Origin of the sequence: Microbacterium sp. CFBP9034, from assembly GCF_034045255.1 — a bacterium.
Classification (GTDB): Bacteria; Actinomycetota; Actinomycetes; order Actinomycetales; family Microbacteriaceae; genus Microbacterium.
The window spans coordinates 722025-734862 of the sequence record NZ_JAXCWC010000001.1; the positions used below are offsets into that span (position 1 = coordinate 722025).

The window sequence follows — 12838 nt, forward strand, 5'->3', positions numbered from 1 at the left end:
GAGCGGTGCGGCGGCGGTCGTCATGTGCGGGGCTTGTCAGGCCGGGCCGGAGCCCGCTACGATCGTGTTCGCGGTAACTGTTTGCGTAAACATGCCGCTCTCCGCAACGACGCGCCTGCCAAGAAACGGAACTGACGATGAAGTCCATCTCCCGAGCACTCACTGCCGCCGCCGCGTTCGCCCTCGTCGGGTCGTCGCTCGCGGCCGTTCCGACAGCGGCCCAGGCCGCCGGTGTGCCGGTGCGCATCACGCCCAATCCGGCGTACGCCTCAGCACCGTTCGAGGGCTGGGGGACGAGCCTGGTGTGGTTCGCGAATGCCACGGGCGGGTACCCCGAGGGCGTCCGGCAGGACCTCTTCGACAAGGTGTTCGGCGACGACGGACTGAACCTCAACATCGCCCGGTACAACATCGGCGGCGGCAACGCGACGGACGTGCCGTCGTACCTCCGGCCCGGCGGCGCGGTCGAGGGCTGGTGGAACCCGGAGCTCGGGGTGTCGGACGCCGAAGGCGCGATCACCTCCGAGTACGCCGACCGTGAGCGCTATGCGGCGGCCTGGAACGGCGACGACCCGGCGCACTACGACTTCGATGCCGACGCCACGCAGCGCTGGTGGATCGACGCCCTCAAGGACAAGGTCACCAAGTGGGAGGCCTTCAGCAATTCGCCGCCCTACTTCCTCACGCAGAGCGGCTACGTCTCGGGCGGGATCGACAACGGCAGCACCGAGCAGCTGGCCGCCGAGGACATGGCCGACTTCGCCGACTATCTGGTGACCGTCGTCGACCGGCTGGAGGCCGAGCACGGGATCGAGTTCGACACCCTCGATCCGTTCAACGAGCCCAACACGTCGTACTGGTCGACGAGGATCGGGACGAACGGCTGGCCCACGTCGGCGAGCCGGCAGGAGGGCGCCCACATCGGCCCGCAGCGCCAGGACCTCATGGTCAAGGCCCTCGAGTCGCGGCTCACCGAGCCCGGCACGGCGACCGATGTCGCCATCTCCGCGATGGACGAGACCAACCCGAGCATCTTCTCCCAGAACTGGAACGCCTGGACGCCGGAGTCCAAGGGCATCGTCGACCAGCTGAACGTCCACACCTACGGCACAGGGGACCGCCTCGTCGTCCGGGACATCGCGAAAGCGGCCGACAAGCCGCTGTGGATGAGCGAGGTCGAGGGCGACTGGGACGGCACCGGCTTCAACCTCACCAACATCGAGAACGGGCTCGGCATGGCCGGCCGCATCGTCGACGACCTGCGCGAGCTGGAACCGTCGGCGTGGGTGTTCTGGCAGCCGGTCGAGGACCTCTACAACATGGAGAAGGTCGAGGACCTCAACTGGGGGAGCGTCTTCATCGACTTCGACTGCGACGCGAACGGCAACTCGCTCCGGCGCATCGCCGACGGCGAGGCCGACCCGTCCTGCCAGGTTCAGACGAACGCGAAGTACAACACGGTGCGCAACTTCACGCACTACATCCGGCCGGGCGACTCGCTGATTCCCACCGACAACGCCCAGACGACGGCGGCCGTGACGGCCGAGGGTGACGGGGTGACCCTCGTGCACGTCAACACCGAGGCCGTCGCCCGTGACATCACGATCGACCTCTCCGGGTTCGCGCAGATCGCACCCGGTGCGACGGTGACGCCGATCGTCACCACGCAGTCGCCGACCGACGACGTGACCGCGAATGCGCTGGTCGAGGGCGCGGCCGTGCCGGTCGACGGCGCCTCTCGCACCGCTGTGGTGAGCGTGCCCGGCAAGTCCGTGACCACCCTGCTGGTCGAGGGCGTCTCGGGCGCGTCGGCTCAGGCCCCCGCGCTCGAGGACGGCGAGACCTACCAGCTGTTCGGCGTGCAGAGCGGCAAGGCGCTCACGGCCGACCCCGCGGGCCTCGCGATCCGCACCGGTGGAACGACGTCCGCCACGGCGACGCCGCAGGCCTGGACCGTCCACTCCCTGTCGGGCGCGGGTACCGACCGCCAGCGCGTCGCGCTCGAGAACGGCGACGGACGCCTGCTGGCGGTCTCGGGAACGAGCACCGCCCTGGTCGACGCCGACCCGTCGGCCGCGGCATCCGATCCCGCTCTTCAATGGATTCCCTCGACGACCGACGGCAAGACCTTCTCGCTGCTGAGCGTGGCTGCCGAGCGGGTGCTCGACGTCAACGGCCAGAGCTCCGTCGACGGCGCGGGGGTCGGGACGTGGACCTCGAACAACGGCGGCAACCAGCGCTGGACGATTGCGGGGACGGGCATCCGCGAGGTGAAGACCGTCGAGGCGGCGACGCGCGTCGGCGTCGCTCCCGCGCTTCCCTCGCAGGTCACCGTGGTCTACGACGGCGGTGTCGAGCGCTCGGCATCGGTCGTGTGGGACACCGCCGGCGCCGACTGGAGCACCGCAGGCACGGTCACGGTCGCGGGTTCGGGCACCGACGCCTTCGGTGCGTCGTTCGAGGCGGAGGCGCGCGTCGTCATCGGCGCATTCGCCGCGACCGATCCGGTGTCGATCACGACCTTCGCCGGTGCCGGCCTCGCCCGCGTGCAGGCGTCGGCTCCGGCATCCGTTCCGGGTCAGGTGGGCGCCGCACCCCAGCGGTTCCCGCTCGGCGTGACCTGGGATTGGGAGGGGCTCACCGATACGTCGTTCGCCGCCCCCGGAGTGGTCACCGTGCCGGGCACGGCGTCGGACGGATCGGGCGGAGCCGGGATTCCCGCCACGCTGTCGATCATCGTGACGGCTGCGGGGGAGGGCAATGTGGCACCGCAGAGCACCGCGACGGCGACGTTCACCGAGAGCGCCTCGTACGGTGTCGACCGCACCAAGAACGGGCTGCGCACCGACAAGGGGTGGTCGAACTGGCGCTCGGGCACCAAGAACGTCCAGGACACCCTCACGTACGACCTCGCGAAGCGCGAGCGCGTGCAGCATGTGACGGCGTACTTCTTCAAGGACGGCTCCAGCAACAGCTGGCCGCAGTCGATGCGCGTCGAGCACCGCACCGGCACCGGAGCGTGGACCGCTTCGGGATCGGTCGCCGTGCCCGTGCCCGCTGACGGCACTGCGCCGGTCGTGGACATCCCGCTCGGCGGCGTGGAGGCCGACGATGTGCGGGTGGTTCTCGACGCGAGGGCGGCCACTCACATGATCGTGTCGGAGATCGAGATCTACGCCTCGGCGGCGACGCGATCGAGCGTGGCCGATCTGGCGCGTGTGACGCTCGACGGCGCCGACCTCGACGGCTTCGAGAGCGGCAAGACCGCCTACACGGTTCCGTGGACGTCGGATGCCGCGGCCACCGTCGCCGCCGTACCGGTGGACGACGACGCGGTGATCGAGATCGCCCAGCCCACCGGCCCGGAGGGCGAGGCATCCGTCACCGTCACCGCGCCGGACGGGACCGAGCGCGTCTACACGCTGGACTTCGTGCGGGAGACCGCTCCGGCCCTCGATGTCTCGGCGACTGCGACCACGCGCTGCGTGGCGGGCAAGGTGGTCGTCGCGCTCAGCGTCGCCAACGCCGACGACCAGCCGGTGCGCTTCGTCGCCAGCAGCAGCTACGGAAAAGCGACGATCGGACCGGTCGCCGCGGGCAAGAAGGCGTCGGCGGTGTTCACCACCCGCACCGTCGGAGTGCCGGCGGGCGAGATCAGCATCGTCGCGACCGCGCCGGCGGCGCCTGAGCTCAGCGAAACGATCGTGGCCGCCTACGGCGCCGCGTCGTGCGGATGACATCGCGCCCGGCATCGGGCTGAGCGGGAACCGGACCGGATCGCGGCGTACCTCATCGCGGTCCGGTCCGGGTATGCCGGGCGGGCGCTAGCACGTCACGGCGGTTCGTGCCATGGCATCGCCCCTCGCTCGGGTCAGGCCTATCGTCCAGACGTGAATGCCGCGCAGGGAGTGGAAGGCCACGGGCAGGGCGATGAATAGCCGGGAACGGCCCGGAGCCGGGAGCTGACACGATGTGGACGGCTCTGCTCTTCGGCGCCATCGCCTCCAGTGCGCTCATCATCGGGGCGGCCATCGGCATCTGGTTCCGGCTTCCGAAGCGGCTGCTCGCGATGCTCCTCGCCTTTGCGGCGGGAGCGCTGATCACCGCATTGAGCTTCGAGCTGTTCGAGGACTCCTACGAGCGGGGCGGCATCTGGCTGGCGGCGATCGGCTTGCTCGTGGGCGCGGTCGTCTTCACCGTCCTGAGCGCGCTCCTCGACAGGTGGGCGCAGCCCGGCGCCCGGACGAAGCCGGCGGACGAGTACCAGGGGAGCGTCAAGCTGGACACGGATGCCGCGGCCGTCGACCGCCCCGCGACGGCGGCGTCCGTTCGCGGGACCGCGGGTCTGGCGCTGCTGGCGGCGGCGACCCTCGACGGTGTCCCGGAGAATCTCGCCCTCGGCATCTCGCTGACGGAAGGAACGGGCGGACTCGCGCTGCTGGCCGCGATCTTCGTCTCGAACCTGCCGGAGGCTCTCGTCGGCGCGGCATCGATGCGGGAACAGGGTCGTTCGGCCCGACAGGTGCTGGGTCTGTGGACAGCGTGTGCCGCGCTCGTCACGATCGCGGTGGTCGTCGGCGCCGCATTCCTCACCGGCAGCGACCCTGCGGTGGTCTCGCTCCCACTCGCCTTCGCGGCAGGGGCCGTGATCGCTGCGCTCGCTGACACCATCATGCCCGAGGCGTTCGAACACGGCGGTCCGGCGGTCGCGTTGAGCACCGCAGCCGGGTTCGTCCTGTCGTTCGTGCTGTCGCTGGCATGACGCCGACGGAAGAACTCCACCCCGCATCGGACGGGTGACCTCGTCCGTTCCGGGCGATCACAGCAGGTATGATGGCTAGGTGCATCCGCGTGTTTCTGCGGGCGGATGCCTGGAGACGTCGCATAGTTCGGCCTAGTGCACCACCCTGCTAAGGTGGAGTCCCCTCACGGGGACCGAGGGTTCAAATCCCTCCGTCTCCGCGGTTTTCAAGGTGTTTCGCGGTCGTTCAGAGTCGCTTGAGACGCATTTCCGGGCTCATCAGGGCCACTCACGTCCGTTCGCGGCGGTTGGGTTCTTTCTCAAATCTTTCCCAGATCAGAGGCCGCTTACCGACCGGCGCTCGAATGCGTCAGCGAAGTGAGAGCTCATGGGAGACCGCGCTTAGCGATCTGCTCATCGACGACGGCGATTCGCAGCAGTGCGGTGGTTTGAGAAAGATCTGAGAAAGAAAAGACGGAGGGGTACTTACCCTCCGTCTCAACCACGGCGGATGGGCCTGACGCGACCAGCCGAGATCAGCCTCGCGCTGCCTACCGTGGGTATCTGTCCCACCGTCACTTCCGCGGCTGAGCACGCGAGGCGATCTGTCGTGTCCGGTAGGAACCTCAGCGGAGGTCTGACAGCTCGAGATACTCGTCCTTCTGGTGCGTTGCAAGCCATTCGTCGGTCTCTCGGCTGATCTCTTCGATCGAGCGTCCAGTCCAGCGTGTGATGGCGGAGTCGACGTGCCGCCGGACCATGGCCTCCAGATCCAGATCGTCCGTTTGGATCCACTGAATCTCGAGGCCGTCGAGGGTCGCGATCATCAAACGAGCTTCTGCCTCCATTGTCTCTGGGCTCATGAAATGGATCTGCCGCTGCTCCACAGCGAAGCGAAGGTTCTCCGCCATTCCGGTGATGGTGGCGAGCTGCCGTTCAAGGATCAGTGGGCGGGCGGGGTGATCCTCCTGCGCGGCCTCGATCGACATGGTGAGGAAGAGTTCGATGAGTCCACGCCGCTTTGCGTGGTATCGCATCAGAAACGCGAATGATCGGAAGTAGTCCAGCCCCCGGAAGACGTCCGTCTCGGGGGCAGTCTCTTCGCGCCAGTACTCCAGGACAGCGACGAGGAGCCCTTCCTTGCTGCCGAAATACGCGATCAATGTGGCGTTCGTCGTGCCCACTTGGTCGGCGATCTGCCGCAAAGAGGCGCCGTGATAGCCGTATTGCCCGAACGCCACCGCAGCAGCCTTCACGATCTGACGCCGGCGCTTGACGCCATTGCGATACGGACCACGCACCCCGCGCCCGGCCTCTGACTTCGATCCCATCGAACCGTCCACAAGGACACCCTACGCGCAGCTTGCGTCAAACCTGACCGATCGCTTATAGTCGAACGAAACATGATCAATCGGTCGTATTTGAACTCGAAGGAGAGACGGATGTCGATGCCCGCTGACCGCGATAGGGCCGCCCGGCTACGGGTGGGGATTCTCGGGGCGGGTCCGGTGACTCAGGCCATTCACCTTCCGACGCTGGCACGGCTCAGCGACGACTTCGAGGTGCGCGTGGTCATGGACGTTCATGCCCCCACCGCGGAGACCGTCGCGCGGAGAGCCGGCGCCACTTACACGACGCGGGCGGAAGATGTCTTCGGCGACCCGAGCGTTGATGTCATCGTCATCTGCAGCCCATCGCACTTCCACGCCGCACAGGTCATCGCAGCGTGCCGGGCCGGGGTCAAGGCGATCCTCTGCGAGAAGCCGTTCGCGATGACGGCGGCCGAGGCGAACGAGATCGCCGCGGTGTCTGAGGAGACCGGCGTGCCGATCATTGTGGGAGCGATGCACACGTTCGACCCCGCTTGGCTGGCCGCCCAGGCGGAATGGGGCGCACTGGTCGAAACGTCGCACACGATCCGTTCCTCGGTGGTGATTCCGCCCAATGCCCAGTTCGAGGATCTCTCCACCGACATTGTCGGGCGTGCGTCGTCTGCGCCGGTCGAGGAGACCGGTCCGGATGCGGCGGTACGCGCCGTCACAGGCGGCATCATGGGGCTCGCAATCCACGACCTGCCCCTGATCCGTCAGTTCCTCCCCACATTCGCGGACCTGGATGTGCTGCGCGCTGAACTCGCGCCACCGTGGGGATACGTCATCTCGGGAACCGCCTCCGGCAAGGTCGTCCACCTGCAGGCGACCACCACGGAGTCCTGGGCACCGGAATGGACGCTGGAGATCATCGGCGACGATCTGTCGCTGCACGTGACCTTCACCCCCTCGTATGTGCAAGGGGGATCGGCGGTCGCCACGCTTCACTCGAGCACGGGAAGCCGAACGTTCGGCCCGTTCGCCGTCAGCGGGTACGACGCGGAGTGGATGGCACTTGCCCGCATCGCGCGAGGTCAGGACACGCCGCCGCCGACGGTGGAGCTCATCGACGACCTGCGGTTCGCGATCGCGCTCGCCGACCAGTCATCCAGCCACATCCGCAGCAACTGGAAGTCGGCCGCATGAACGTCATCAGAATCGCCGCCGATGTTGAGACGCGCGCTGCTGGCGCACTCGCCTGGGTGGCGGCCTCCCTGCCCGCGACAATGGACCTGGTCGCGGACAATGCCGACGTGCGCGCAGTCAGTGGCGCTGCTGGCTGGGTCGAACGAGCAATCCAGGCGCTCCGGGAGGGCGCGGCCGGGGTCGTTGTCGTCGCGCCCGTGGCGGAGGCGGTCGACAGTCTCCGCAAAGCCGCTGCCGAACTCGACGCCTTCGTGATCCTCGACCAGCACTGGCGATCGAATCCGGCCGTGGTCAACGGCCGTGACGCGGTCGGCAACCTCGACGCGCTCATCTCCTTTGCGGGGATCGCGGTGAACGTGCCGACGGTCGACGACGTCGAGCAGGCTGTGCACGAGTCCGTCCAGATCGCGCACCACGTCATCGGTGCGGTGGAGAATCTCCGGATCCTTCACCGCCAGTCGCGGTCGGTGCTGATGAGCGGGACCGTCGGAGGTGGGGCGCCCTTGACGATCACCATCGCGGTCGGCCCTGCGATCGAGCGCCCCTTCCACGTCCGAGTCGTCGCCGGAACCGGCGGAGTGCACCTCTCCGTGCCCGATCCCGGAACGGCGGCACCTGGCGTCGTCACCATCGTGCACGCCGACGGGTCGACCACGCTGCCCACGCGCTGGGAGTCGGCTCACCGCGCCTCGTGGCGACGCGTGATCACCGCCTTCGAGCAGCGCGAACGTCCCGACGACCTCCGCGAGTTCGACGACGCGAGCCAGCTGCTCTTCAGCGGAGCACCCCTCTCATAGCGAACTGTCGACCAACGCCCTACCGACAACCCACTCCATCCGTTTCACAGCCCACCCCCAACACACCACAGAGAGCCGACCACAAGGTCGGGTAGGAGTCCAACGATGAACACCTCAACACCAGCCACGTTCTCCCGCCGCGGGTTCCTCGGAATCGCAGCCGCAGCGGCCGCAGTTCCGCTGCTCGCGGCCTGCGCTCCCGGAGGCGGGGGCGGCGCCGCTACAGGCGGTGGCGGCAGCGGCACCCTGAAATTCTGGGACATGCCCTGGGGCCCGCAGTCGTACGCTGACGCCGCCAAGGCCGTCACCACCGGGTACTCGCCCGCCAGCGGACTTCCGTCGGCCAGCTACCAGCAGATCCAGTGGAACAACTTCTACCAGACCTTCTCTTCGGCGATCGCCTCGAAGACGGGACCGGCGGTCAGCAGCGGTGCCGGCTTCCAGGCGTTCCAGTTCGCCGAACAGGGCGCAATCGCCTACGCCGACGACCTCATTGAGTCGATGCGCAAGAGCGGCAAGCTCGACGACTTCCTCCCGGGCACGGTCGAGACGATGAAGACGCCGGACGGCTACGCCGCCATCCCGTGGCAGGCGGACTACCGTGTGCTCTGGTACCGCAAGTCGCTCCTCGAGCAGGCAGGCGTTGACGTACCGACCGACTGGGCGTCCTACATCGAAGCGTCCAAGGCTCTCGCGAAGACCGGCGTCTACGGATTCGGCATCGGCGCCGGAGCGGGCAACAGCATCGGCTCCCAGGCCCTGATCTCGCTGATGATCAACAACGGCGGTGGCCTGTTCGACACCGACCAGAAACCCGACGCCGTCACCGACGCCAACATCGAAGCGATGGACTTTGTGCGGGAGCTGATCGCGGTGAAGGCCGTCGACCCGGGCGCCCCGAGCTATACCGCCGACAACATCATCGAGCAGTGGAAGACGAAGCGGATCGGCATGGGCTGGCACACCGCCGGACTCCAGCATCTTGTCAATGATGACGACGTCGTGGTGGCATCACCGCTGACCGCATACAGCGGCGGCACCGGGACGCTCGGATACGTGAACAACCTGATGATGTACACCAACACCCCCAGCCAGGAGGGTTCGGAGGCGTTCCTGACCGCGTACCTCGACGACATGAAGATGTACTGGGACAACAAGCTGATCGACTCGCTGCCCGTGCTGAAGTCGATCGTGGACTCGGAGGCGTTCCAGTCCGACGCCGAGTGGGTCAAGATCATCGACCAGTGGCAGCCGGTGGTCAAGCCGCTGTCGTACCAGGCGGAAACGCTCTTCGCCGATCTGGCGGCGGTCGACGGCGGTCAGGGGCTCCAGCAGTTCACCCAGGCGATCCTCGGCGGCCAGACCGATTCGAAGACCGCGCTCGAAGGGCTGCAGGTCGAGCTGGAGTCCGCTACGTCGTAGTCCGGCACCACCCAGGGAGCAACAGCATGACCACCTCACAGAACGCCGCCACACGGCTGCGACGGGCGAGATCCGGCGTCGGCGCCGGCGGAGCGGGCCGGCCCGGACGCAGTCGCAACGCCATCGCCGGGCAGACTCGACGCACCTACTCCGCGCTGATCGTTCCGTCCGTCGTCCTCCTCGTCCTGATCAACGCGTATCCATTCGCTGTCGCCGCGTCCCAGTCGGTGCACGATGGGACGCTGATCTCCGAAGGGGCGTTCGTCGGCCTCGACAACTACGTCACCGTGCTGACATCGGAGGCGTTCTGGAAGGCAACCCGGTTCACGATCATCTTCACGATCGTCGGCGTCTTCGGGTCGTGGCTGCTGGGTCTCGCGTTCGCGCTGCTGCTGCGCACGCGGATTCCGGCCAACGGTCTGTTCAAAGTGCTGTTGTTGCTCCCCTGGGTGGTTCCCGTCGTGGTCTCGGCGACGGCCTGGAACTGGCTTGTCGCGACGCCACAGAGTCCGATCCCGCTCCTGCTGCGGCAGTTCGGCATCGAGAACGTCTTGTTCCTCGCCGATCCGACGCTCGCGGCGGTCACGGTCTGCGTCTTCAAGGTGTGGATCAGCTTTCCCTTCATGATGATGATGACCGGGGCTGCCCTGGCAGCGGTCGACCCCACGGTGTATGAGGCGTCGCAGATGGACGGCGCCAGCAAATGGCAGCAGTTCAGGATGATCACGCTTCCTCTGATCGCCCGGTCCACCTACATCAGCTGGATCCTCATGACGATCTTCTGCGTGAACGACTTCCCGACCATTTACCTCCTCACCGGAGGCGGTCCGGTCGACGCCACCACATCGCTGACGGTTCTCGCCTATCGGACCGTGTTCCAGAACTTCCAGCTCGGACCGGGCGTGGCGATCGCCTTCATCATGACTCTTGCTCTTGTCGCGGTCTCCGTTGTGCTGTACCGCCAGATCCGAAAGTCGAGTGTCGAATGAGCAGTGTGCTGCGCACCCACCTCGCGGGTGAAGAGCCTCAGTCAGAGACCCGCACGATCACCACCCGCCGCGGGGGGCGGCGAAAGAAGCCCCCCGTGACCGAGCAGGAGAAGCGCGGGCAGTGGGGGAGATTCTCTCTCATCACCGTTCTGACCGTCGTCGTGTTGGTGCCCGTGTTCGCCGTCCTGCTCCTTGCACTGACGCCGAGCCCAGCGAGCGGACAGTCAGGTCTGACTCTCGACAACATCATCTACGTGCTGACCGAGACCCTCACCCCGACATGGCTGCAGAACAGCCTGTTGGTCGCCCTCGCGACAGTCCTGGTGTCCGTGGTCGTGGCGGCCCCCGCGGGATACGTGCTCTCCCGTGGTCGCAGCAGGGCGGTCTCCGGATATGCGCTGCTCCTCTTCGTCATCCAGTCGCTGCCGGTCATCACCGCTGTCATCCCACTGTTCATCCTGTTCGCGAACCTCGGTCTCGTCGACACCCTGACCGGCCTGATCATCGTGTACGTCGGCGCGAGCATGTCCGTTGCAACGTGGATGATGGCCGCCTACATGGACAGCATCCCTGTCTCGCTCGAGGAAGCGGCATGGATCGACGGGGCATCCGTCTTCGGGGGTTTTTGGCGAATCGTGCTGCGCAACAGCCTTCCCGGGATCCTCTCCACCGCGATCTTCACCTTCCTGCTGTCCTGGAACGACTACCTGGTCGCCGTGGTGTTCCTGCGGACCGAGACCAGCTACACCATGCCCGTCGGTCTGCAGTCCTTCTTCCAGCAGAACATCACGGACTGGGGGTCAGTCATGGCGGTCGCCGTCATCATGCTGCTCCCTCCGGTCGTCGTGTTCGCCGTCCTCAACCGCTACTTCAGCGTCGGTGGCATCGGCGGCTCCCTCGCCGGCCGTTGACCAGCACGCACCCTCATCACCCATAACAAAGGAGTTATTCATGGCAAACCTGTCCGGCTGGCACCTGCTCGTCATTCTCGCCGTCGTCCTTCTGCTGTTCGGGGCCACGCGACTGCCCGCGCTCTCGCGCAGCGTCGGTCAATCCGTTCGCATCTTCCGCTCGGAGACGAAGAACCTCAAGGACGAGAGCGAGACCCCCCCAACGGGGACCGACCCGGGCGCATCGCTGCCAGGGCACGCCGACCTCGCCGGCGCTCCAGTCGTGCCGCACGCTTCCCGCACCGGGGTGTGAGTCCTCATGTCGCGACAGGCGCGAGCCGGTCGAGACCCCCAGGGCGCCATGAGCCTCGGCGGCCACATCAACGAGCTGGGGAAGCGGCTCACCGTCGCCGCCGTGGCGCTGCTGGCCGGCACGGTGGCCGGGTTTGCCCTGTCCGGGTGGTTGCTCGACGCGGTGCAGACATTCATCGCCGCCATCGAAACCGAGCAGGGACGGATGGCCCTGCTGAACTTCGGTGAGATCACGGCAGCATTCGACCTCCGGCTGCAGTTAGCGTTCACCGTCGGAGTCGTCCTCTCGTCGCCGGTGTGGCTCTACCAACTGTGGGCCTTCATCGTCCCGGCGCTGACCCGCCGCGAGAAGGGATACGCACTCGGCTTCGTCGGCGCTGCGGTACCGCTCTTCGCGGCCGGATGCGCCGCCGGCTGGCTGGTGCTGCCGCACATGATCGCCATGCTTGTCGGCTTCGCTCCCAGCAACTCCAGCTCGATCCTGAACGCGCGCAGCTACGTGGACTTCATCCTGCGTCTCATGCTCATCGTCGGCATCGCGTTCGTGCTGCCGCTGCTGCTCGTCCTGCTCAACGTCGTCGGCGTGATGAGCGCATCGGCCATCCTCGGCTCCTGGCGTTACGTGATCCTCGCGATCACCGTCTTCACGGCACTCGCCACCCCAGCCGCCGACGTGCTGTCGATGTTCCTCCTGGCCATTCCCATGGTGCTCCTCTACTACGCCGCCGCAGGCTTCGCGTGGCTTAATGACAAGCGACGTGCACGAGCCATCGCCGCAGCCGAACCGCAGTCGCCGGCCCTGACCCGGATGGTGTCCTGATGTTCGGAGTGGACCCCACGAAGTTGTTCATCCTGGCGGTCCTGGCCGCGTTTCTGCTCGGGCCGACCCGAATGACCGCAGCTGCGGCGTGGCTGGGGGCCACCGTCCGGCAGCTTCGCGCCTTCACAGAGGCTGCCAAGCAGCGCGCACGCGACGAGATCGGCGAAGAGTTCGACGACATCCCCTGGAAGGCCCTGGATCCGCGCCAGTACAACCCGCGGCGGATCATCGCCGACGCGATCCTGGCCCCGCCCACGGTGCCCCAGGGGGTCGATCCGCCGGCGAATCCTGCGCCGCGCCCATCAGTCCCCGCCCCCACCGCTCCCTTTCCCGACGACAGATGAAAGAACA

General features: G+C 67.0%; 11 protein-coding genes and 1 tRNA gene. 11 read left to right on the top strand and 1 reads right to left on the bottom strand.

What is annotated here, in order from left to right; all coding sequences use genetic code 11:
* Positions 1-137: 137 nt before the first annotated feature.
* The 3 genes from SOM19_RS03180 (at position 138) to SOM19_RS03190 (ending at position 4962) form a co-directional block, all read left to right on the top strand.
* The gene (locus tag SOM19_RS03180) at positions 138-3737 is read left to right on the top strand and encodes a glycoside hydrolase (protein ID WP_320485102.1); all 3600 of its coding nucleotides are present in this window, start codon (positions 138-140) and stop codon (positions 3735-3737) included.
* A 233-nt stretch (positions 3738-3970) separates the two neighbouring features.
* Positions 3971-4762, top strand: coding sequence for a ZIP family metal transporter (locus tag SOM19_RS03185; RefSeq protein ID WP_320485103.1), 792 nt, complete (start codon positions 3971-3973; stop codon positions 4760-4762).
* A 111-nt stretch (positions 4763-4873) separates the two neighbouring features.
* Positions 4874-4962 (top strand) — tRNA-Ser (locus SOM19_RS03190).
* A 405-nt stretch (positions 4963-5367) separates the two neighbouring features.
* Here the strand turns inward: SOM19_RS03190 and SOM19_RS03195 are convergent.
* Entirely contained in the window at positions 5368-6084 is a 717-nt protein-coding gene (locus SOM19_RS03195; protein WP_320485104.1) for a TetR/AcrR family transcriptional regulator, read from the bottom strand.
* 99 nt (positions 6085-6183) lie between these two features.
* Here SOM19_RS03195 and SOM19_RS03200 point away from each other — a divergent pair, with 99 nt between their 5' ends.
* The 8 genes from SOM19_RS03200 (at position 6184) to SOM19_RS03235 (ending at position 12831) form a co-directional block, all read left to right on the top strand.
* Positions 6184-7257, top strand: coding sequence for a Gfo/Idh/MocA family protein (locus SOM19_RS03200; RefSeq protein ID WP_320485105.1), 1074 nt, complete (start codon positions 6184-6186; stop codon positions 7255-7257).
* Between the two features lie 107 nt (positions 7258-7364).
* Positions 7365-8054 (top strand): hypothetical protein, encoded by a 690-nt coding sequence (locus SOM19_RS03205; protein WP_320485106.1) that lies wholly within the window; start codon positions 7365-7367, stop codon positions 8052-8054.
* 105 nt (positions 8055-8159) lie between these two features.
* Positions 8160-9476, top strand: a complete 1317-nt coding sequence (locus tag SOM19_RS03210) for an ABC transporter substrate-binding protein (RefSeq protein ID WP_320485107.1) — start codon at positions 8160-8162, stop codon at positions 9474-9476.
* Between the two features lie 26 nt (positions 9477-9502).
* On the top strand, positions 9503-10465 hold the full coding sequence (locus SOM19_RS03215; RefSeq protein ID WP_320485108.1) for a carbohydrate ABC transporter permease: 963 nt from the start codon (positions 9503-9505) through the stop codon (positions 10463-10465).
* 95 nt (positions 10466-10560) lie between these two features.
* A complete protein-coding gene (locus tag SOM19_RS03220; RefSeq protein WP_320485109.1) occupies positions 10561-11376 on the top strand; it encodes a carbohydrate ABC transporter permease in 816 nt (271 codons plus the stop codon).
* Between the two features lie 40 nt (positions 11377-11416).
* Positions 11417-11668, top strand: coding sequence for a twin-arginine translocase TatA/TatE family subunit (tatA, locus tag SOM19_RS03225; RefSeq protein WP_320485110.1), 252 nt, complete (start codon positions 11417-11419; stop codon positions 11666-11668).
* A 48-nt stretch (positions 11669-11716) separates the two neighbouring features.
* Positions 11717-12487 carry a twin-arginine translocase subunit TatC gene (gene tatC, locus SOM19_RS03230; protein ID WP_320486653.1) on the top strand — a complete coding sequence of 257 codons (771 nt, stop codon included), beginning with the start codon at positions 11717-11719 and terminating at the stop codon, positions 12485-12487.
* On the top strand, positions 12487-12831 hold the full coding sequence (locus SOM19_RS03235; RefSeq protein ID WP_320485111.1) for a twin-arginine translocase TatA/TatE family subunit: 345 nt from the start codon (positions 12487-12489) through the stop codon (positions 12829-12831). Before tatC ends, SOM19_RS03235 begins: the two co-directional genes overlap by 1 nt.
* Positions 12832-12838 lie beyond the last annotated feature (7 nt).

Bases quoted from the DNA above. Each gene is read 5' to 3' on its own strand.
- SOM19_RS03180 (WP_320485102.1), top strand. From the start codon at position 138: ATGAAGTCCATCTCCCGAGCACTCACTGCCGCCGCCGCGTTCGCCCTC.
- SOM19_RS03185 (WP_320485103.1), top strand. From the start codon at position 3,971: ATGTGGACGGCTCTGCTCTTCGGCGCCATCGCCTCCAGTGCGCTCATC.
- SOM19_RS03200 (WP_320485105.1), top strand. From the start codon at position 6,184: ATGTCGATGCCCGCTGACCGCGATAGGGCCGCCCGGCTACGGGTGGGG.
- SOM19_RS03210 (WP_320485107.1), top strand. From the start codon at position 8,160: ATGAACACCTCAACACCAGCCACGTTCTCCCGCCGCGGGTTCCTCGGA.
- SOM19_RS03215 (WP_320485108.1), top strand. From the start codon at position 9,503: ATGACCACCTCACAGAACGCCGCCACACGGCTGCGACGGGCGAGATCC.
- tatA (WP_320485110.1), top strand. From the start codon at position 11,417: ATGGCAAACCTGTCCGGCTGGCACCTGCTCGTCATTCTCGCCGTCGTC.
- tatC (WP_320486653.1), top strand. From the start codon at position 11,717: ATGAGCCTCGGCGGCCACATCAACGAGCTGGGGAAGCGGCTCACCGTC.
- SOM19_RS03235 (WP_320485111.1), top strand. From the start codon at position 12,487: ATGTTCGGAGTGGACCCCACGAAGTTGTTCATCCTGGCGGTCCTGGCC.